The 22,174-nt window shown below is 68.5% G+C and carries 8 protein-coding genes; 6 read left to right on the top strand and 2 right to left on the bottom strand.

Annotated elements, in window-relative coordinates; all coding sequences use genetic code 11:
* The first annotated feature begins 56 nt into the window (after positions 1-56).
* A complete protein-coding gene (locus DFR29_RS15730) occupies positions 57-638 on the top strand; it encodes a hypothetical protein (protein WP_133819566.1) in 582 nt (193 codons plus the stop codon).
* Positions 635-7,864, top strand: coding sequence for an Ig-like domain repeat protein (locus DFR29_RS15725; protein ID WP_133819565.1), 7,230 nt, complete (start codon positions 635-637; stop codon positions 7,862-7,864). Before DFR29_RS15730 ends, DFR29_RS15725 begins: the two co-directional genes overlap by 4 nt.
* Before the next feature lie 355 nt (positions 7,865-8,219).
* On the opposite strand, the gene DFR29_RS15720 is transcribed toward DFR29_RS15725, so the two are convergent.
* Positions 8,220-8,738: a hypothetical protein gene (locus tag DFR29_RS15720; protein ID WP_133819564.1), complete on the bottom strand. Its 519-nt coding sequence runs from the start codon at positions 8,736-8,738 to the stop codon at positions 8,220-8,222.
* 106 nt (positions 8,739-8,844) lie between these two features.
* On the opposite strand from DFR29_RS15720, the gene DFR29_RS15715 reads away from it, so the two are divergent.
* From DFR29_RS15715 to DFR29_RS15705, 3 genes are all read left to right on the top strand, one after another.
* On the top strand, positions 8,845-9,432 hold the full coding sequence (locus DFR29_RS15715) for a hypothetical protein (RefSeq protein ID WP_133819563.1): 588 nt from the start codon (positions 8,845-8,847) through the stop codon (positions 9,430-9,432).
* Positions 9,429-16,961: a fibronectin type III domain-containing protein gene (locus DFR29_RS15710; RefSeq protein ID WP_133819562.1), complete on the top strand. Its 7,533-nt coding sequence runs from the start codon at positions 9,429-9,431 to the stop codon at positions 16,959-16,961. The genes DFR29_RS15715 and DFR29_RS15710 overlap by 4 nt, the downstream gene beginning before the upstream one ends.
* 153 nt (positions 16,962-17,114) lie before the next feature.
* Complete coding sequence (locus tag DFR29_RS15705) at positions 17,115-18,683, top strand: NHL repeat-containing protein (protein ID WP_166654127.1); 1,569 nt, start codon at positions 17,115-17,117, stop codon at positions 18,681-18,683.
* 95 nt (positions 18,684-18,778) lie between these two features.
* On the opposite strand, the gene DFR29_RS15700 is transcribed toward DFR29_RS15705, so the two are convergent.
* Positions 18,779-19,309 carry a dihydrofolate reductase family protein gene (locus DFR29_RS15700; protein WP_133819560.1) on the bottom strand — a complete coding sequence of 177 codons (531 nt, stop codon included), beginning with the start codon at positions 19,307-19,309 and terminating at the stop codon, positions 18,779-18,781.
* A gap of 402 nt (positions 19,310-19,711) precedes the next feature.
* On the opposite strand from DFR29_RS15700, the gene DFR29_RS15695 reads away from it, so the two are divergent.
* On the top strand, positions 19,712-22,165 hold the full coding sequence (locus DFR29_RS15695; RefSeq protein WP_133819559.1) for a hypothetical protein: 2,454 nt from the start codon (positions 19,712-19,714) through the stop codon (positions 22,163-22,165).
* Positions 22,166-22,174: the final 9 nt, after the last annotated feature.

Here is a 22,174-nt window from a genome sequence, read left to right as displayed (position 1 = left end):
TCGAAATACGAAAGAGACACCGACGCCGTTCTCCTGCGGCGATTCCGGAGTCACTCATGTCCCGCCGCCCGACTTTCCCCTGGTGCCGACACGCCGCCGCCATCGTCCTGCTGCTGCCGCTCGCCGCCCCGGCCGCGACTGTCGCCTGCGCGGACTCGCCGCCGGCGGTATTCGAACTGTCCATCGACAGCGGGGTGATGCGCGACGGCAAGGAAAGCCGCATCGAAGTCCGCGCGCATGCCGATGGCTGTGTCGCTGTGCATCGGCCTTGGTTTCTGCGCGGCGCGGGCGACTACGAACTGCGCCTTGGCGCACAGGAATGGGCGGCCCTGCAAAGCGCAGTCGCGCCCCATGAGCTGGGCAAGGTCGATCAGCAGCGCCTTGGCGCGCAGACAGAGGGCGTGTGGAAAGAAGCGCCGACGGCTGCGGTCGTGTTTGCTGACACCGATGGCGACGTGTTCACACTGCGCTGGCGCGACGGCGATGCATCGCATCGGCTGGTCGCGCGCAATCCACAGCAGGCATCGGCACGCCAGCCCAAGTCCGCCGAGCTGAGTCGCGTCGCCACAGCGATCGGCGCCTTGCGTGCCCTCGCCACGCGCGCGGGCAAACGCGTCGGAACGGAGGGCGCGCCATGAAGCGCCTGCACCTGACCGCATTCGTCGCCTGCGCCGTGGCCATGCTGCCGCAGGTGGGCGGCGCCGGTGGCTTCGTGACCGTCAGCCAGGACGAGCCCGATCGCGTCGCGCACCAGAACTACTACGGCACCGGCGGCGAACTGCCGTCGATCCGCGTCTGCCTCGACAACTCGATCAATCCCGACCTTGCGACCGCTGCGGAGCCGGCCGTGCGCAACGTGATCGCCACCTATAACCGTTTCCGTTCGCTGCCGGACAACACCTTCGCCGCCGGCACCGATACCAGTGCTCCGGCCGACCAGGTCGATTTCGAAACCGTGCTGCTGCACGAGTTCATGCACGCGCTTGGCCTGGACCATCCCAATCAGGCCAACAACCCCGCCGGCGACGGCAGCTATTCCTATTACGACACCCGCAGCAGCGGCGGCGCGAATGGCGTGCTCGATCATCTCGGCGACGCCGACGGCATTCCCGGTTCGGCGGACGACCAGCGCGGCGACGATGTGAACCTGCTCTGGTACGCGCGCGGATCGAACGATCCCGCCGTCCTGCCTGCCGTCGTGGACACCACGACCATGGCGCGCACGCTCGACGCCTTGCCGCCGGGCCAGCACTTCGCCGCCAACGGCAATGCCGACGCGATGGCCGCGCTCGGCCATGCGAACAGCAAGGCGGTAGCCGTCCAGGGCTACGTGCAGGGCCGCGTCGGCCGCCACCTGCACAACGACGACATGGCAATGCTGCGACTGGCGCGGGCCGGCATCGACGGCATCGCCGGCACCGCCGACGACTATCGCAGCAGCGCGGTCTTCGCCGGCTATTACAACGACCCGCAAGGCGGCGAATGCTCGACCGTGGTGCGCTTCAGCGACGAAGTCGCCCTGGCCGCCACCCTTGTCGGCCTCACGCCGCTGGCCCCGAATCACTGGCGGCTGATCTATCCGACGCGGATGCGCTTCAACGCGGCCGTGAACTGGTATTTCACCCCGGGCGCTAACACGGTCATGCAGATCGATCCGGCCACGCCGGGCACCACGGTCGGCCTTGCGCCCTATGCCGTGCAGGTGACAGTAGGCAAGGCCGGCTACAACCCGATGAGCGGTACGCCGCGCGGCACCGTCGTCGTGCGCGACGGCGATCGCGGCGATCCGCAGACGGCGACCTGTTCCATCGAACTCGCCGCGCAATCCGGCGGCAGCGGCAGTTGCACCTTGACGCCGCTGGCAGCCGGCCACAAGACGCTGACTGCCGACTATCTCGGCTGGGGTGGCTGGGACGGCAACACGGCGACGGTGACGCACGAATCGAGCGGCGTGGTCGCGTTCTCCAACGTGACGTCCACGCCCTCCCCGTCCGCCATCGGCGTGGACGTTATGTTCGACTGGACGCTGGCACCAGCGCACAACGCCGCACCCGTGCAGGCCAGCGGCAACGTGGTGGTGAAGGCGGCCGCGGATTGCGCGTCCACACCGGCCGATCCTTCGCAGCAATGCTCGGTGACACTGCCGGTACACGCCTGTTCCATGCGCTTTTCCGGCGCCGGCACGCACACACTGCAACTGTGCTACAGCGGCGACAGCGCGGTGGCAGCTGCGCAGGCGAGCGTGACGCATGTGGTGCTCGCCGGCCACGCGACCACGACCAGCATCGTCGCGCAGTCGCCGGCGCAGACCCGGCCGTTCGAGCCGTACACCGTGCAGGTGCAGGTGCGCGAGACACCCGGCCAGGGCGGCCTTGTCCAGGGCGCCGTGATCGTGCGCGATGGCGACGAGAATGACCCGCTCAGCGCGCGCTGCACGGCGCTGCTGGCCGGCACGCCGAACGAGACCGCGTCCTGCCAGATCGCGTCGAACCGCGCCGGCACGCATCTGCTGACGGCCTCCTTCGCCGACCAGGGAATGTGGACGGGCAGCCATTCGGCCCAGGTCGCGCATGCGGTGCGCCACTTCGCCATCGTCAGCAACACCCCATCCAGCGTGCCGCTCGGACACGCAGCGAGCGTGGTGGTTGCACTGGAAGTCGCACCTTTCGGCGGCACGCCTGCGCCGACAGGAACCATCGTCGTCGGCAACGGCACCGACACCTGCGAGATCGTGCTGCCGGCCAGCCAATGCTTCTGGCATGGCAGCAGTGCCGGTACGCATCAGCTCACGGCAACCTGGAGCGGCGACGCGAACTATCCGGCCATGACCACGGCCGCGGTGACACAGACGGTTTCGCTGGCGGCGCCGTATCCGCGCTGGGTGTCGCAGGCGCGCAGCGGCTACCCGGAAAGCAACGATGCGTCGAGCGGGTCGAACCAGGGCCTCTCCGCGGACGGCCGCTTTCTGGTGTTCTCTTCCAGCGCGAACGATCTCGTCAGCGACGACAGCAACGGCGTCGAGGATGTATTCGTGCGCGACCAGCTCAGCGGCGCAGTGCGCCGCGCCAGCGTCGCCGCCGACGGCAGCCAGGGCAACGACGCAAGCCGCTTCGCCTCGATCAGCGCCAATGGCCGCTACGTGTCGTTCCAGTCGCAGGCAGGCAATTTCTTTCCGGGCGACAGCAACGACAGGGACATCTTCGTCAAGGATCTCTACAGCGGCGCGATCGTGCGCGCGACCACGCGCGCCGACGGCAGCGCAGCCAGCAGCCCCGAGCTTGCGCTGGCCGGCACGGCGCTGCGTTCGTCGCTGAGCGCCGACGGGCGCCATGTCGCTTTCTCCACTTATCGCACATTGGTGCCGGGCGATACCAATGGCCGCATCGATGTCTACGTCAAGGATCTCGCCAACGGTGCGCTGGATCTGGTCAGCAGCAACAGTGCCGACCAGCCGGGCGACAACCACAGCCAGTTTCCGGCCATCAGCGCGGATGGCCGCTACGTCGTCTACAACTCGACAGCCGGCAATCTCGTGCCGGGTTTCACGCCCAGCGCAGCCAGCAATCGCGTTTTCCTCAAGGACCGCCTGACGCGCGTCTCCTCGCTGGCCAGCGCAGCGGCGGACGGCACGCCGGCCAACGGCGCTTGCAACGACTACCCGGCCATCAGCGCCGACGGTCGCTTCGTCGCCTTCCAGTGCAGCTCGACCAACCTGCCCAGCAACGGCTGGAGCGGCAGCCGCGTTTTCGTCAAGGACTTGACGAACGGCGCGATCGAACTGGCCGCTACGGGCAGCCCGTACACCAGCAGCCTGACGCCTGCGCTCAGCGCCGACGGGCGCTACCTGGCATTCCAGGCCGGGGTCAACGCGACACCGGGCTACGTCGCCGTGTTCGTCAAGGATCGCCAGACTGGCCAGATAGTGAACCAGCACGTGACGCCGGGCGGCGTCGCTGCGCTCGACGAGCAGGTGTCGTGGGAGCCGCGCATGTGGCCTTCGCTCAGCGCCGACGGGCGCTTCGCCGCCTTCCAGTCAGTGTCGTCGGCGATTGCGCCGCCCGACCACAATGCCGCCGCCGACGTGTTCGTGCGCGACCGCACGCTCGGCCTCACTCAGCGCGCGAGCGGCGCCTACTCCGGTCTGCGCAACGACGGCGACAGCGAGACTATCGCGATCTCGCGCGACGGCAGCCTGGCCTTCTACGACTCCTGGAGCTCGCGCCTGATCGACGGCGACGCCAACGGCACGCGCGACGTGTTCGTCTACCGCGCCGGCAGCGGCGCGACGACGCGCATCAGCGCCGCCGCCGATGGCACGCCCGGCAACGGCGCGAGCTTCGCGCCGGCGCTGGCCGAAAGCACGGGCGACGTGTACTTCCTGTCGGCCGCGAGCAACCTCGTCGCTGGCGACACGAACGGCAGGATCGACGTCTTCCGCAAGCGTCTCGCCAACGCTGCCGTCGAGCGCGTGAACCTGTTCTTCGGCGCGCAGGCTACCGCCGATGCACAGGCACCGCTCGCGGTCAGCGGCGACGGCCGGCTCGTCGCCTTCGCTTCGCCCGACGGCGGCATTTCCGGCGACCGCAACGGATTCACCGACATCGTCGTCTACCGCGCTGACGGCAGCGGCGCTGCCGATCCGCTTACGGTGGCCGCCAACGGCAACAGCCTGCAACCGTCGATTTCCGACGACGGCCGCATCCTCGCGTTCGCCTCGGACGCCACCAACCTCGGCGTCAGCGGCAATCCGGTGCGCAACGTGTTCGCGCGGAACATGCGCGAGTACTTCAACGTGCCGCAGCCGATGCAACTGGTCAGCGCCGACACCGCCGGCGTGGCCGCCAATGGCAACAGCGAGCAGCCCGCCGTAAGCGCCGACGGACGCTACGTCGCCTTCGTGTCATGGGCGACCAATCTCGTGCCAGGCGACGACAACGGCGTTGCCGACATCTTCGTCAAGGACCTGCAGTCCGGCGCGATCGAGCGCGTCAACGCCAGCACGTCCGGCACGCAAGGCAGCGGCGGCGACTGCGCCTCGCCGTCGTTCAGTGCCGGCGCGCGCTTCGTCGGCTTCGTCTGCGCGCAGGGCAATCTCGTGGCCGGCGGCGCCAGCACGCCCGCGTTCTACGTGAAGGACCGGAGCAGCGGAACCCTCGTGCGTGTTTCGCAGACCGACACCGCAGTCGCCGCCGACGCCGCCAGCAGCGCGGGGGCGCATGCGCTCGCCGACAACGGCACGGCCGTATTCGCATCCGATGCCGGCAATCTGGCCGCACTCGATTCGCCGCTCGTCTCCAACGTGTTCCTGAACCGGTATGCGGCCACGTTCGCCGCAAGCACAGTCAGCATCGTGTCGACGTCGCCGGCACAGCCGCAGGCCGGCGGCGGCTATGCAGTCAGCGTGAGCGTGACAGGCTCGGGCGCGAATCCACCCACCGGCCGCGTGCGCGTATTCGATGGCACCGATCTCTACCCCACCTGCGTCGCCACGCTGACGCCCGGCATGCCCTCGACCGGCAGCTGCAACATGGCCACCGGCGTCAGCGGCAACGCAACGCTCACGGCCTACTACGGCGGCGACGACAGCAACGGCACGGCGAACTCGCAGCCCTATGCACTGGCCGTGCAGGATCCGACTGCGCCGGCCAAACCGGTCATCACCAGCGCCACACCCGGCAATGGCAGCGTCACGCTGCAGATCGGCTTCAGCAACATCGGTTCGCCGTTCACCGGCTATACCGCTACCTGCGGCACGCGCAGTCAGACCAGTACCAGCCTGCCGGTCAGCGTGACCGGACTGCAGAACGGCGTGGCGGTGGACTGCCGCGTCGTCGTGCACAACAGCATCGGCAACAGCCCGCCCTCGGACCCGCTCGCCGCGACGCCGAAAGCCGGCACGGTCACGAGCATCGTCGCGCAGGCACCCAACCCGTCGCGCGTGAACACCGCGTACAGCGTGAGCGTGGCGGTGTCCGGCGAAGGTACGCCGGTACCCGGCGGACAGGTCATCATCGCCGACGGCGCGGTGACGTGCGTGGCGGCATTGACGCCGGGCGCGCCCTCGAGCGGAAGCTGCGCGCTGGTTGCCACGGCACGGGGCAACAGGACGCTTACTGCAAGCTACGCCGGCGACGCCGCCAACACCGGCTCCAGCGGCACGGCCGTGCACGCGGTCGCCGACGTGCCTGCCGCGCCTGTGCTGACCCAGGCGACGCCGGGCAACGGCCGCGCCACGTTGATCTTCGGCGCGCCCGCTGACGACGGCGGCAGCGCGGTGCTCGACTACACCGCCACCTGCGGCGCGAACACCGCCGTCGGCACGGCTTCGCCGCTGATCGTGACAGGCCTGGCCAACGGCACAGCGGAGAACTGCACGGTGACCGCACGCAATGTTCTCGGCGCGGGTGCAGCGTCGAACGCGCTTGGCGTGACGCCGGCGACCACGCCGGGCGCGCCGGCCATCACCGGCGTGCAGCCCGGCGACGGCAGCGCCACGCTGTCGTTCACCGCACCCGCGAATGATGGTGGCAGCCCTATCGACTACTACCGCGCGGTCTGCTTCGGCAAGGTCGCGACCGGGCCGGCATCGCCGCTGATGGTGACCGGCCTGACCAATGGCAGCACCGTCGCGTGCAGCCTGTTCGCCCACAATGCCATGGGCCTCAGTGCGCTCGGCGGGCCGGTGTCAGTCACGCCCGCGGCCGCACCCGGTGCGCCCGTGCTGACCGCTGCACAACCCGGCGATACACGCGTCACGCTGGTCTTCGACGCGCCGGCCAGCAACGGTGGCAGCGCGATCCTCGACTACGCGGCGACCTGCGGCAGCCAGTCGGCCACTGCCGCGGCTTCGCCCGTGAGCGTGACCGGCCTGGCCAACGACGTCGAAGTGAGCTGCCACGTCAGCGCCCGCAACGCCGCGTCCACGGGCGCCGCATCGAACGCCCTGAGCGCGACACCGGCGCCGGCGCGGGTGCGCAGCACGCTGGCCCTGACCAGCGGCGTGCAGCCGAGCAGTTGGGGCCAGCCGCTGACCTTCACCGTTACGCTGGAACCCATTGCACCGGCGAACGCGACGCCGACCGGCACGATCACGTTCAAGGACGGCGACACAGCGATCGCCACCTGCAGCCAGCTTGCGCTGACGACGGCCGCGCCGGCCACGGCCGCCTGCACCGTTGCCGCGTTGAGCGTCGGCGACCACGTCATCACTGCGCGCTATGGCGGCGATGCGACCTATGCGGTGGACCAGCAGCCGGTGTCGAACGCCCTGAGTCACACCGTACGCCGCGTCGAAAGCACGGTGGACTTCGACACACTGGCTTTCGTCTACGACGGCAACGCCAAGACCATCGGCGCGCATATCCACCACGAACCGGGCACGACTTGCACCGTCGTGCCAGCCAGCATCGGCCCAAATGCCGGCAGCACGACGGTGTCAGCCAGCTGCGACGGCATCCACTACACCGCCAGCGGCAATGCCACTGCCGTCATCGCCAAGACCGCCACCACGCTCATGCTGTCGAGCAACTGCCTGCGCACCTTCGTCGAAGGCCAGCCGTACACGCTCGTCGCGAGGCTGAGCGGCGGCGTGAACGCGACCGGCAGCGTCGATTTCGACGACGGACAAAGTGCACTATGCGGCAAGGTTCCCTTTGACAAGGGTGCGGCCACCTGCCTGACGACGCTGTCGGCCTACCAGCAGCCGGCGGCGGCGCTCCTGCTCGGCGCCAGCTACGGCGGCGACAGCAACCATCAGTCGAGCCAGGCGAGTCCGTTCGCGGTCACCGTGCTGGCACTGATCGAGGCGGTCTTCCGCAACGGCTTCGACGCTGCGGGCAATCCGGATGCCTGCCCGATCGAGTGACGCGGCCAGCACCCGGACGCGCGCGCAATCCGCCAGTTTCCGCAACAGGGGCCAATGCAGCGCATCGCTTGGCTTATCGGTTCCTTCTCTCCCGATTGCAGCGGGGGAGAAGGTCGGCCGTTCGCGCACAGCCCGCGTGCGCGGCATTGCTGCGTCGCTGCCTATCAGCCGGAGCGCCGGCTGCACTCAGTTCGCGGGCTTCACGCGCGCCGCGGTGTTGTAGCCCTCGACGCGCAGCCAACAGCTGCCGAACGATCCGGCTTCGATGGTCACGGCGGGACTGTCCAGCGAGCGCGGGATCGACAGCGCGCTGTCGTCGCTGACGCGCCATGCTGTCCGTTCGCCAACGTCAGGGTCATGCCGGGGCGCCAGCACCGGCGATGCGGCTGGACACCGGTTCCGCGCTGGCTGCGGATTTCGTCCCGGCGCGTCGCTCGCGCGCCGATTCCGCGGCGACGACGGCGACCGCCGACGTGGCATCGGGTGCCGGCATCAACGCGCGAAGCTCGCCGGCATGCTCGATCATGAATTGCTCAAGGAGCGCGATCCCGGCCGGCGTAGCACGATCGAGTGCTGCCTCGCGGAATTTTGGACCCATCAGCGGTTCGAAGCGCGATTTCGCGGCATCGCCGACGGCAGTGCCGGCCAGGACGAGCACGCCCAGCACGATGCCGGCGGCGGAACGGACCAGGGCGCGGCGCCTCGTTTTTTCTTCGTGGGCCGCGTTGGCGCGGCGTGCGGATTCTTTGCCAAAGCGTGGCCGATCACCAGCCCCCTGGAGCGGCGCCGTGCTCATCGGCTGCCCGCGCAGATTCTCCCCGCCGCCTGACAGTTGCCCTGCTGCAAAAACGGTAATGGTTTCGACACTCCCCACGATGCTTCGCCGCGCGGGCTCGAGTGCTCATGGGGTGATTGCAAGAACTGTTGTGCTGCTCACCGGACGGGCGTTGCGCCTGTCCGCCAGCCGTGTCGGAGGGGTTATGTCTGTGAAAAGTGTTCGCTGCCTGGTTGCCGGGCTGCTGCTGTCGTATCTGGGCGGCGCGCTTGCCGCGAATGCCGCGCCAACCTGCGGGGCCGGCGACGGGCCGGCCATGGAGTTGCGCGTGCTCGCCGCGGCGCTGGCCGCCGACAGCGACCGCAGCCTGGTGGTCAGCGTGTTCGACGATGGCTGCGTGCAGCTGCACCGGCCGGCCTACCGGCGCGACGCCGGCGATTTCCGCCTGCAGCTGGCCCCGGCCGCGCTGGATACCTTGCGCCGCACGGTTGACCATCCGGCGCTGCGCACCTTCGATGCCAAGCGCGTAAAGGCCGACATCGCCGCAGCCCAACGCAAGTATGTCGGCGCCGACGGCAGGGCGGAACGCTACAGCGAGCTGGATGCGGACCGCTACGAAATCCACTGGCGCAGTGCGGGCAAGCGCGGCGTCGCGGCCTGGACCGGGTTGCCGGGCCCGGCGCAGACGTATTCGGACAACGAATCGCTGCAGGCCTTCCACAAGGCGGCCAGCGCACTGCAGGCGCTGGCCGAGCGCAGCGACGCCGTCCGCCTCGATGGAGGCCGGCCATGAGGCGCGCGATCCGTCTGCCGGTGCTCTGCCCCGCCCTGCTGGCCACGCTGTGCGCGCAGCTGTTCTGCGCGCAGGCCCAGGCCGGTGCCTACATCGTCGCCGACGAGAGCAATCTCGACGTGCGCAGCCACGCACGCAATTTCAACGGATGGGGCGGCGATCTGGAACCGATCCGCGTCTGCGTCGATATCGAGGTGAATGCGGCGCTGGCGATCCAGGCTGAGCCGGCCGTACAGAATGTCATTGCCACCTTCAACCGCTTCCGCTCGCTGGCGCGCAACACCTATGCCAGCGGTGCAGACGCCGATGTGCCGGCGGCCCAGTACGATTTCGAGAGCACGCTGCTGCACGAGATGCTGCACGCACACGGCGTTGCGCATCCGAACCACGCCGATGAATCGGGACTCAGCGGCAACGCGTATTTCGGTACCAAGAGTGCCGACGGTCCGAACAACAGCTGGAACCAGGGCGCGGGCGCGGACGGTGTACACGGTTCGGCCGACGACGTGCGCGGCGACGACATCAACCTGCACTGGTACCAGCGTGGCGTGAACGACCCGGGCGCCCTGCCCGGCGTGGTCGACGAAACCACCATGGCCCGCACGCTGGGCGCGCTGCCGGCCGGCGCGCTGTTCGCCGCCAATGCCAACCGCCAGGTGCTGGCCGGCCTTGGCTATGCCGATGCCGAAGCCGCCGCCGTGCAGGGCGCGCGTGCCGGCGAGGCGCAGCGCCATCTGCAGCATGACGACATTGCCACCCTGCGCCTGGCACGCGCCGGCCTGGACGGCATCCAGGGCACGCCGGACGACTACCGCAGCTCGCTGGTCTACGTGGGCCGCCAGAGCAATCCGCAGGGCGAGTCCTGCCAGATCGCGGTGCGCTTCGACAGCAGCACCGCCTTCGCCAGTTCGAGCATCGGCAGCTACCGCATAACCCCGAACCACTGGGGCATCATGTCGGCGCGCATGCGTTTCAACGCGGCGGTGAACTGGTACATGGCCACAGGGGCGAACACGGTCACGACCATCGTCTCCGACCTGCCGGATGCAAGCACCGGCACGCAGCCGATCACCGTGCGCGTGAACGTGGCCAAGGCTGCCGGCAATCCCGTCGCCGGCAATCCGCTGGGCGTGATCGAAGTGCGCGACGGCTTGCGCCAGGACCCGACGACGGCCTATTGCACCATCGCCCTGGCCGGCACGGCGAACGAGACGGGCGAATGCCTGCTCGCGCCGAACGCCGGCGGGCATAAAACCATCACTGCCGAATACCTCGGCTACGCCGGCTTCGACGGCAGCAGCGACACCGAGCAGCACACGGTCGCAGGCGCCGTGGAATTCAGCGCGATCGGCAGCAGCAGCGACCCGGTGGCAGTCGGCGCACCGCTGGCCCTGCAGTGGACGCTGGCTGCGCCGTTCGGCGCACCGCCGCTGGCGCTGACGGGGTCCGTCGTGGTGAAGGACGCGCCCGACTGCGCCTCGCCACCGTCCGATCCTGCACACCAGTGCAGCGTCGCGCTGCCCGGCAATTCCTGCAGCATCACCTTCAGCACGCCGGGCCAGCGCACGCTCAGGCTTTGCTATGCCGGCGACGGCGCCGCCGCGCCTGCGAGCGCGAGCTTCGCGCAGAACGTCAGCGCAGGCCGTCCGACCACCACCAGCATCGTCGAGGTGACGCCTGCCAACGCGGCGCCATTCGAACCGGTGACGGTCAGGGTCAGTGTCGACGAAACGCCGGCACAAGGCGGCCAGCCCAAAGGCGTGGTCGAAGTGCTCGACGGCCCGCCGGACGATCTGTACACATCGCGCTGCACCATCGTGCTGGAAGGCACGCCGGGCGAAACGGGCCAGTGCACGCTGACCCCGACCGACGCGGGCCTGCACAACCTGAGCGCGAATTTCGCGGTGCAAGGGCCCTGGAACGCGAGTACCGCCACTACCGCGGTCAGCGTGACGCAACTGCGCATCGCACGCGCGTCGCCGAGCGTGGCACGCATCGGCCAGGGCATATCGGTCATCGTCGATTTCGAGACGACGCGCTTCCTCGACCCGCCGCCCGGCGGCTATATCGACGTCAGCGACGGCACCGATTTCTGCCGTGTCTATACCTCAGGCAACGAATGCACCTGGACCAGCAATACGCCGGGCCTGCACACGCTGGTCGCGACATGGACCGGCGTCGCCGGCCAGCCTCCCCGCAGCAGTCCGCCGTTCGCCGTGCAGGTGGTCGATCCGAAGATCACGCTGGCCAGCGCGGGCAAGCGCGCCTACCCGGACAGTAACGGCGTGTCAGAAAGCAACCGATCGTCGCTGAGCGCGAACGGGCGCTGGCTGCTGTTCAAATCGCTGGCGACCAACCTCGTGCCGGACGACAGCAACGGCATCGCCGACCTGTTCGTGCGCGATGCCAGGACATCGCTGATCCGTCGCGTCAACACGTCGAGCACAGGCGAGCAGGCGAACGGCGAGTCCGGCGACTATTCCCTCAGCGCCGACGGCCGCTATGTCGTCTTCAGCTCGCTCGCAACGAATCTCGTGCCGAACGACACCAACGCGGTGCGCGACGTATTCGTGAAGGATCTCGTCAGCAACAGCACCGTGCGCGTGTCGATGAACAGTGACGGCACGCAGCCGACGACGAACAACGAGTTCGAAGGCATGCCGACGTCGATTTCCGCAGACGGCCGCCATGTGGCCTTCCTGACATTTTCCCGCCTGCTGCCGCGCGATACGAACATTCACAACGACGTCTACGTGAAGGACATGCTCACGGGTGAACTCGACCTCGTCAGCACGGCCAGCGACGAGACACTGGCCAATTTCCGCAACCACACGCCCTACATCAGCGCAAACGGCCGCTACGTCGTGTTCAGCTCGCAGGCATCGAACTTCGTGCCGGAAGACACCGATATCGGGCCGGACATCTACATCAAGGACCGCGTGACGCGGCAGATCCGCCTGGCCAGCGCGAACGCGGCCGGCGTACGCGCGAGCGAATCCAGCCTGAATCCCGTCGTCAGCGCCGACGGCCGCTTCGTCGCCTTCATGTCGTACTCGCGCGACCTGGCCCTGCCTGCCAACCCCGCCAACCCCGACGTCTACATCAAAGATATGCAGACCGGCGCGGTGGAGCGCGCCCAGGCGAATGCGGCAGGCACGCTGATCGGCGGCACCGCCGGCGCGCCGGCCATCACGCCGGACGGGCGCTACGTGGCGTTCCAGTTGAATTTCTATTCGGCATCGACGGGAACGATGACGCGCCTCTATCTGAAGGACCGCAGCACGGGAGAACCCATCCGCATCGACCGCACCAGCGGCGGCGTGCTGCAGACCACTGGCGCGGCCATCACGCCCGCGATCAGCGCCGACGGCCGCTTCGTCAGCTTCGCCTCGAACAACAGCAATGTGACGCTGTCCGACTTCAACGGCCTGCAGGACGTGTTCGTCTTCGACCGCAACTGGGTCACGGCGCAGCGCGCCGCCGTCACCAGTGGCACACGCTCCAACGGCGACAGCGGCGAGGGAATGATCTCGCGCGACGGCAGCCGCGTGATGTACACGTCGGATGCGAGCAACGTGGTCGACGGCGACAGCGATGGCAACCTCGTGCGCGACGCTTTCGTCTTCTACAACGGCAGCACGAACTTCGCCCTGCGCGCCGGCCCCACCCTCTCGCTGAGCCAGCGCGCCGATTCGCCGTTCATCAGCGCCGACAACGCCTGGGTCGCGTTCCGCTCGACGGCGACGAACATCGTCACGGGCGATACGAACGGCAAGCCCGACGTCTACGTCGGCAACCAGGAAAACTTCATCCTGTACCGCGCCAGCACTGCCTCGGGCGGCGCGCAGGTGACCGCCGGCACCGTGCTCGGGCCGGTGACGCTCAACTACGACGGCAGCCTCATCGTCTTCCGCGCCACCGACACCACGCTCACGGCCGGCGACAGCAACGGCTTCGAGGACGTGTTCCTGAAGAACCGCACCACCAACGTGACCACGCTGGTGAGCGCGACATCGGCCGGCACGCCCGGCAACGGCGACAGCACGCAGTCGATCATCAGCGACGACGGCTCGCGCGTGGCCTTCACCAGCCTCGCCACGAATTTCGCCGCCGACGACAGCAACGCCGTGAGCGACATCTATGTGAAGTGGCTCGGCGACGGCAGCATCGTGCGCGCCAGCAGCGCTGCGGACGGCACGCAAGGCAATGGTGCCAGCAGCGCGCCCTCGCTGAGCGCCGACGGACGCTACGTCGCCTTCGTCTCGGCCGCGAGCAATCTCGTTGCCGGCGACGACAATGGCCGCATCGACGTGTTCGTGAAAGACCTCGTCAGCGGCGCAGTCACGCGCGCCAACCTCAGCAGCACAGGCCAGCAAGGCAGCGGCGGTGATTGCAGCAGCGCGGCACTCAGCGGCGATGCCAGTTGGATAGGTTTCGTCTGCGCCCAGGCCGGACTCATTGACGGCGCCGGCGCGGACACCGCGCTGGCCTACGTGAAGAACCGGCAGAGCGGCAGCCTGCACCGGGTCTCCGTCGACTCGACAGGTGCGCCGGCCAATTTGCCGGTCACGGCCGGACCGCGCGCGGTGGCGAACGATGGCCGCATGACGTTCAACACCGCCGCCGGCAACCTCGTGCCCAACGACACGCAAGGCTTCCTGGACGTGTTCCGCACGCTGGTGCCCTCGGTGCCGTTGATCGCGACCTCGACGCGCATCGACTCGCACGCGCCAGCCCCTTCGCTGCCCGGCCAGGCGTATAGCGTGGCCGTCACGGTCACGCGCAGCAGTGGCAGCGCGGACATCAACGGCAGCGTCGCCGTCGGCGACGGCAGCGCCGTGTGCAATGCAGTGCTTTCAGGCAGCGGCACCAGCGCGAGCGGCAGCTGCGCACTGACCTCGGCTTCGCCCGGCACGAAACAGCTCACGGCGAGCTACGGCGGCAACACGATCTACGCCGCATCCATCGCGACGCCGGTCGCCCACGGCGTGCTCACGCCCGCCACGCCGACGGCCCCTTTCATCGGCGACGCCGTGCGCGGCAGCGGCCAGGTAAGCGTGAACTTCCTGCCGCCGGCCGATCCCGGCACCAGCCCCGTGGACGGCTATACGGCCGAATGCGGCAGCCAGAGCATGGCCGGCACTGCTTCGCCGATCGTCGTGAGCGGGCTCGCCAACGGCGTGGCAGTAAGTTGCCGCGTGCGGGCGCACAACAGCATCGGCTACAGCCCCTGGTCGGCGGCGTCGGCGAGTGTCACGCCGGCCGCACGCCCGGGCCAGACGCGCACTATCGTACTGACACCGGGCAACGCGTCGATCAGCGTGGCATTCGAGCCGCCCGCCAGCGACGGCGGCTCGCCGATCGTCGGTTACATCGCACGCTGCAGCACCTTCAGCGCCAACGGCACGGCTTCGCCGATCGTGGTGACGGGGCTTGCCAATGGCACGGCGTATCTCTGCAGCGTCGTCGCAGTGAACGACATTGGGCAGGGCATGCCCGACCTGATCGGACCAGTCACGCCGTCCACCGTGCCCGACCCGCCGACGAACGTAGCCGCCACGCGCGGCAACGGCCAGGTCAGCGTGATGTTCGCCGCGCCGGCCGGCAACGGCGGCAGTGCCATCACCGGCTACACCGCCGCCTGCGGCGGTCACAGTCAGAACGCGGCGGCACCGCCCATCGTGGTGGCCGGCCTCGCCAACGGCACGGCGGTGAGCTGTGTCGTCAGCGCCGCCAACGCGCGCGGCAACAGCGCGCCGTCGACGCCGTCGAACAGCGTGACCCCGGCCACCGTGCCCGATGCGCCGACGGGCCTTGTCGCCACGCGCGGCAATGCGCAGGTCAGCGTCGCCTTCGTGCCGTCAGGCGACGGCGGCAGCAGTGTCACGAGCTACAGCGCCACCTGCGGCAGCACGACGCAAAGCGGCGCGGCGTCGCCAGTCGTGGTGACCGGCCTGGCCAACGGCACGCCGGTGAGCTGCAGCGTGAAGGCAAGCAACGACGTCGGCGAGGGCGCCAGCTCCGCGCTTTCCAACACGGTGACGCCGGCGACGCTGCCCGGCGCGCCGACGGCGGTTGTGGCAACCCGCGGTAACGCCCAGGCCAGCGTGGCTTTCGTACCGCCGGCGGTCGACGGCGGCAGCGCAGTGACCGGCTATACCGCGCGCTGCGGCAGTGCCAGCCAGGCCGGCACGGCGTCGCCGCTGGTCGTGAGCGGACTGGTCAACGGAGTGCCAGTCACTTGCACCGTCGCCGCAACGAATGAAGTCGGCGAAGGCGCAGCCTCTGCCGCCAGCACCAGTATCACGCCGGCTACCGTGCCCGACGCGCCCACGGCTGTCGTGGCCACGCGCGGCAACGGCCAGATCAGCGTCGCGTTCACGCCACCGGCGGTTGACGGCGGCAGTGTGGTGACCGGCTATACGGTGCGCTGCGGCAGCGCCAGTACCAGCGGTGCGGCTTCACCGCTGGTCGTGAGCGGACTGACCAACGGCGTCGCGCTGACCTGTACCGTTGCCGCGGTCAACGCGGTCGGCGAAGGGGCCGCTTCCGCGCCCAGCGCCAGTGTCACACCGGCCGCCGTACCGGACGCGCCGACCGCCGTCGTCGCGACGCGCGGCAATGCCCAGGTCAGCGTGGCGTTCACGCCGCCGGCGGCCAACGGCGGCAGCGCAGTCACCGACTATACGGCGCGCTGCGGCAGCGCCAGCCAGACCGGCGCTGCCTCGCCCGTCGTCGTGACCGGCTTGAGCAACGGCGTCGCAGTAACCTGCACCGTGGCCGCGATCAACAAGGTCGGCGAAGGCACGGCATCCGTTCCCAGCGCCAGCGTCACGCCCGCCACGGTGCCCGCCGCGCCGGCGCTGAGCAGCGCCGTGGCGACCAGCAACGGCAGTGGTGTCACGCTGAGCTTCAGCACGCCGGACAACGGCGGCAGCGCCGTCACCGGCTACGAGGCCAGCTGCACACCGGGCACGCATGTCGCCAGCGGCACGGCTTCGCCGCTGACGGTGAGCGGGCTCAGCGCCGGCACGGTCTACGCCTGCACGGTCAGCGCGCGCAATGACCTGGGGCTGGGCACCGCGTCCAACAGCCTCAACGTCACGCCGCGCATTCAGGCCGATGTCGCCATCAGCAACGACAACGGCGTGGATTTCGTCCACGGCGGCAGCCGGCCGGGCTGGCTGATCGAGGTAGAGAACACCAGCGGCAATCCGGTCAGCGCGGCGCGTGTGCAGGCTGTGCTGCCGGCGCATCTGACCGACCTGGCCTGGGTCTGCAGCGCGGCAGGCGGCGCCAGCTGCCCCGCGCCCGCCGGCAGCGGCGCACTCGACGCCCTGGTCAACCTGACCGCCGGCAGCCGCGTGAGCTTCCTGCTCAATGCCAGCGTGCCGCACACACCGGAGCTGCCACTGCAGGTGTCAGTCTCGGTCGGCCTGCCTGCGGCGTACAGCGATCCGCAGACCGGCAACAACACCGCGGTCGACGGGCCCGATGCGGTAGGCATCTTCCGCGACGGCTTCCAGTGAACCTCGGGCAGTGCCGGACCGCGGGGTCCGGCACTGCCCGCCAGCTTTTCGGCCCGTTCCGATGAGGTGGCACAAAAAACCGGCCGGGGCAGCGTGTCAGGTATGCGGCGCAGTGGCGTACGTCCGGATACCGCCTCCTTGCGAAAATCCGCCATGCGCCATTTCTGCGTTCGTTCGTTTCTCGCCGCCAGGCGCGATGGGCATTGCCTGGCGGTTCGTCCACGGCCATGTCTCGCCGCGTACGCCCTCGCCGCCCACCTGCTCACTGTCGCCACCGCTGCCACATCTGCAGCGCCCGACAACGGCGACTTCGACCGAAGCTACGCCGGCCGTGGCTGGAACACGATCTTTGTCGATCCGCCCGGCCGCTCGCGCTACGACAGCGCCAGGATGCTGGTCGTGCAGTACGACGGCAGCATCGTGGTGGCGGGCCTGGCCGGCCGCGACCCGCAGTACAACGGCAATGGCCTGCTGGCCGCCGCGCGGCTCAATCCCGATGGCTCGCGCCATGTCCAGTGGGCCAGCGCCGAGGACACCTTCGGCGGCGTCTATCCGGGCCTGATCGTATGGCCTTACGAGTTCGATTTCGTCGCCTGGGCGGCCGCCGGTAACAATCCCAGCGGCAACCAGGGCATCGGTTTCGCCGGCTCCGGGCGCGTCGTCACAGGCACCTCGGTGAACTACGCCAAGCTGTTCGCCGTATCGCCCGCCGGCACCACGCTGAACGGAGGTCTGGGCAAGTGCGAAGTGATCGCCGGCGGCGCGCTGCGGGACTTTTACGCACTGGGCGCAGGCTCATACTCGGCCGATCAGGCCCACATCACCGGCTACGTGCGCCGCTACAGCGACCAGGCCTACGTCGCGGCTACCTGTGCCATCCAGCGCAACGAGCAAAAAACGGTGACGGTATCCGACAGCCTGCCCGCGGATCCGCCCGGCGTTATCGGCACGGTGGGCATTGCGCCGCATTTCTTCCGCGACGGCAGCACCAACTACAACCTGTCGCAGCGCGTATACCGCAACTTCAACAGCGCTGCCGACAACGATGTGAAGCTGTGCGATCCCGGCCGTGACTTCCGCACGAACCCGCCCGGCGTGTACACCAATTGCAAAGTGTTCGAACCCAACCTGGGCGGCCATCTCGACGACCAGCTGTGGAGCATCCTGCCCAACTACTACAGCATACGCACCACCGGTTTCAGCATGTCGCAGGTGCAGAACGCCGCTGGCGGCGGCGACGACCGCCGTGTGCTCACCGCCTCGCGGCCGTATTTCTACCAGGTGAACGACAGCGGTCAGTCGTATTCCGACCCGGAGGTATCGCGCAGCTACGTCCTTGGCGATGCCACCAGTCCATCGACCGCACTGTCGTTTCATTTCCCGCAAGGTGTGTACGACCCCAGGGGCGCCGGGCGCATCTGGGTAGTAATGGCGCTGCGTAACTATCCCGGCCCCGACGAGTACCGCGAAATCGCCGTTGTGCGCCTCAAATTCAGCGACCTCAGCCTCGATACCACCTTCGGCAATGGCACTGGCTGGCGCCGATACAGTCTCGACGGCGCCGAGGTGCGGCCTCACGCCATCGCCATCGACCAGCAAGGCCGCGTGCTCGTCGCCGGCGAGCGCCGCTACAACCCGGATAGCGACGACTGGGATTTCTTCGTCATGCGCCTCAACGACGATGTGCTGTTCCGCGATGACTTTGGGCAGGACACACCGTGATGCACCTGGCCCATCGCCCCGGATTTCAGCCAGCACGGCTGACGGCATAAAGAAAAATCTGGATAAACAGACAAAGCAGGTGGCAAGTCGCGGGATCAGGCAGGAACGTAAGTGAGCCTGATCACATCCTCGCCAATCCGGTCATGGGCGATCAGGCGCAATGGCGGCCGGGGCCCGGCGAAATAGGGCGTGCCGCGACCCAGCACGACCGGGTGCAGGTAGATTCGATATTCGTCGATCAGGCCGAGTTCGGTCAGGCTTTGCGCCAAGTCCGGGCCGGCCACTTCGATCTCCCCGTCGCGCTCGGCCTTCAGCTTGCGCATGGCACCCTCAAGATCGCCGTCGACCAGGCTGGCGTTGGGGCCGACCGGCGGCAACGAGCGCGAGACGACCCATTTCGGCTGCTTCCGCCACGCCGCCGCGAAGGCACGACGGTCTGCATCCCACTCGGGGTGATCGTCGTCCCAGTAACGCATCAGCTCGTAGATCTTGCGGCCGTACACACTGCCCGCCTGCCCCTGCGCCTCCTGGACGAAGTGGCGGAAGAGCGTGGGGCTTGGTACAAACTTCGTATGGTCGACGTAGCCGTCGAGGGACTGGTTCATTCCGAACACGAGCTTGGCCATATCCACCTCCTTATCCTTGCGCGGCACATCCACGCGGTTCTGGTTGCATTGTGCAAACGGCTAGTGTCCTGTCTCGTAACTACGGTAAAGAAATTCCGGATGGATTTCGCCGGGAGACCAGGCGCGGTGAGGAAGCGTAGCAGCGCTACGGCGACGAATCGCAACGACGTATCGCGGCGGTTTTCAACAGCGAAGCTGGTCAAGACAGCGGAATTCGTGAATGGTATTGGCGAGACAGGACACCCGATCGACTGATCTTGTAGCGCACTATTTTTTTGGCGTGCGCAGGAATGCAACACATCCGGCTAGCCAGCACGCCGCATGGCGGGCAACGGCGCTACGTCACGCCGTGGCCGGTCCCCGCTGCAGACGTCGTCGCAGTGCCTGCTCGAGGCTTCCGGCATGAGCGCGAAGAATCCTCGACCGACACCACATGCCCGCCCGGTCACGGCCGTGGACCTGGCAGCAGCGGCGCTCGCCGGCCTGCTGTTCCTCGTCGCGAGCGTGCGTTTCGGCGGCTCGGTCGCGGGTGACGAGCTGGACCCGTCCTGGACCATGGTGCTGCGCTGGGCGAGCATGCACGGCCTGCGCTGGGGCAGCGATATCGCGTTCACCTACGGCCCGCTCGGCTACCTCTCGCCGCTGAACGCCTGCGATCCGAACAGCTACGGCACCTTCGTCGCGACGCAGATTGCGCTCGCCGTTGCAGCCGCCTTCCTGTTCGCCAACGCGTGGCTGGTGCAGCGCTGGCCAGAACGCATTGTCCTGGCGGCGGCCGCCGTCTTCGCGGCGCCGCTGCTGGCCGCCGATCCGGTATGGCTGGCCATGCCGGTATTCGCCCTCGCCGGCATGCACGCACACGCCGCCGCCGGACGCCGGCGCGCGCTCTGGCTGCTGCTCGTCGTCGCGGCGCTGTACGCGTCCACCATCCTGCTGATCAAGATGAGCACCTTGCTGCTCATCGTGGCCTGGTGGCTGGCGGCAACCGTCGTACTGCTGCGGGCGCGCCTGCAGCGCCACGCGGCCGCCTGGCTGCTGCTCGTTCCGGCCTGTTCCCTGTCGCTGTGGATAGCGAGCGGCCAGCGCTTCAGCGACCTGCTTTCCTTCGTCGCCACGGTGTACGAAATCTCCCGCGGCTACAGCGGGGCGATGGGCTTTTTCCCGCCGCTGCGATTCGATCTCTACGGCCTGGCGGTGCTGGGCTGTATCGGCGGCATCGGTCTATGGGCGGCCTGGCGCGCCCGCCACGACCTCGCCCGGCTGGCCTGCATCGCGCTCTGCGGCCTCGCGATCTTCGTCGCCTGGCGTGCCGGCTTCACTCGCGCCGACACGCATATCGCCATCTTCGCCGTGACAGCCTGGCTGGTGCTGCCGCTGCTGCCGGCGATGACGACAGCCGCACCGCCGTGGCTGCGCGCGATGAGCCTGGGCCTGGCCCTGGCGGTTGTGCCGCTGGCCGACCGGACCGTCAATGCCGGCGCGAGTCACAAGCCCGGCGACATGGCCGTTGCCAGCCTGGGGGTTCTGGCGCACAACGCTTTCCTGCTCGTGCATCCGCTCACCTATCGGCCAGCCCTCGATGCAGAGCTGGACCGGCAGCGCATGCGGCTCGATCTGCCGCAGACGCGTGCCATCGTCGGCAAGCGCAGCGTCGATCTCGCCGGCACGCAGCAAGGCGTCGTCATCATCAACGGCTTCGCCTACCGGCCCTCGCCCGTGTTCCAGGGCTACGGCGCCTACACGCCGCGCCTGCAGCAGCTGAACGCCGCCGCTTACAGCGGCCCGCAGCGGACGGATTTCGTGCTGCTGGCGTACTCGCCGATCGACAGCAACCTGCCCAGCAGCGAAAACGCGCTCGCTTTCACCACGCTGTACAGGAATTACCATCCGGTACTCGTGGAAAAATCCTATCTGCTACTGGAGAAGGACGCCGCCTCCACGCCGCCGCAGCCCCCGGCGCAGGCCGGCTGGCAGCAAACGACCTGGGGCGAATGGATAGCGCTGCCAAGCACAGCGGAATCCGTAGCAGTGCTGGCAGTGCGTTCCGAACTCTCCCTGGCAGGCAAGGCCATGGCAATCCTGCTGCGCGAGCCGGGGCAGTTCATCGAGCTGGAACTCGCCGACGGCACGGTCCAGCGCTTCCGGCTGGTACGCGGCGCGGCAAGCGGCAGCTTCCTCGTATCGCCGCTGGTGCAGTCGCTGGACGACTACGTGCGCCTGTTCGTCGGTGCCGACCTGCCTGCCGTGCGGCGTTTTCGCCTGCTGCCGCAGAGCGAGGCGCTGGGCGCCCTGTTCGCCAGCGATATCCAGTGGAACCTCACGCAGCTGCCGCGACGGCCCCGCGTCGAACTGCCGCCGGAGATGACCGAAGCGCTGTTTCCCGGCTTCTCGCACCGGCCGCAAGCCTGGAGCGCCGGCGTCCGCACCATGGACGTAGACGGGCGTCGCGTCCTGTTCATGCACAGCCCTGCGCAGCTCACCTTCAAGCCCGGCCCCGGCGGCTATATCGTCTCGGGCGAGATCGGCATCGTCCCCAACGCGTTCACCAGTGCCGGCTGCAGCGGCAGCGATGGTGTGGAGGCCAGGGTGTCGGGCAGTACGGGCAGGACCTTCGCGTATTCGTACAACCCGTTCGCCGACGCTGCGCTGCGCCCCGCGCGGCCGTTCGAACTCGGTCCTGTCGATGTCGGCGCCGACGGCATCCTGCGGATCGACATGGCGCCCGGTCCGGCAAGCAACAGCGATTGCGACTGGTCGTACCTGCGCGACGTGAAGATCCGCGCAGTCGAGGGCGCCAATCCCCTGCCTGCCGATCTTCCGTCTGGCGGCAGCAAGGAGGATAGCCGCCAGTTCTGAGTAGCGACG

It is taken from the genome of Tahibacter aquaticus (assembly GCF_004363655.1).
In the GTDB taxonomy this organism is placed as follows: domain Bacteria; phylum Pseudomonadota; class Gammaproteobacteria; order Xanthomonadales; family Rhodanobacteraceae; genus Tahibacter; species Tahibacter aquaticus.
Note: the sequence above shows the minus strand (reverse complement) of the source record. Positions and strands in the feature narration are given on the sequence as shown.

Coding starts and splice junctions, on each gene's coding strand:
- DFR29_RS15730 (WP_133819566.1), top strand. CDS start 57: ATGTCCCGCCGCCCGACTTTCCCCTGGTGCCGACACGCCGCCGCCATC.
- DFR29_RS15725 (WP_133819565.1), top strand. CDS start 635: ATGAAGCGCCTGCACCTGACCGCATTCGTCGCCTGCGCCGTGGCCATG.
- DFR29_RS15715 (WP_133819563.1), top strand. CDS start 8,845: ATGTCTGTGAAAAGTGTTCGCTGCCTGGTTGCCGGGCTGCTGCTGTCG.
- DFR29_RS15710 (WP_133819562.1), top strand. CDS start 9,429: ATGAGGCGCGCGATCCGTCTGCCGGTGCTCTGCCCCGCCCTGCTGGCC.
- DFR29_RS15705 (WP_166654127.1), top strand. CDS start 17,115: ATGCGCCATTTCTGCGTTCGTTCGTTTCTCGCCGCCAGGCGCGATGGG.
- DFR29_RS15700 (WP_133819560.1), bottom strand. CDS start 19,309: ATGGCCAAGCTCGTGTTCGGAATGAACCAGTCCCTCGACGGCTACGTC.
- DFR29_RS15695 (WP_133819559.1), top strand. CDS start 19,712: ATGAGCGCGAAGAATCCTCGACCGACACCACATGCCCGCCCGGTCACG.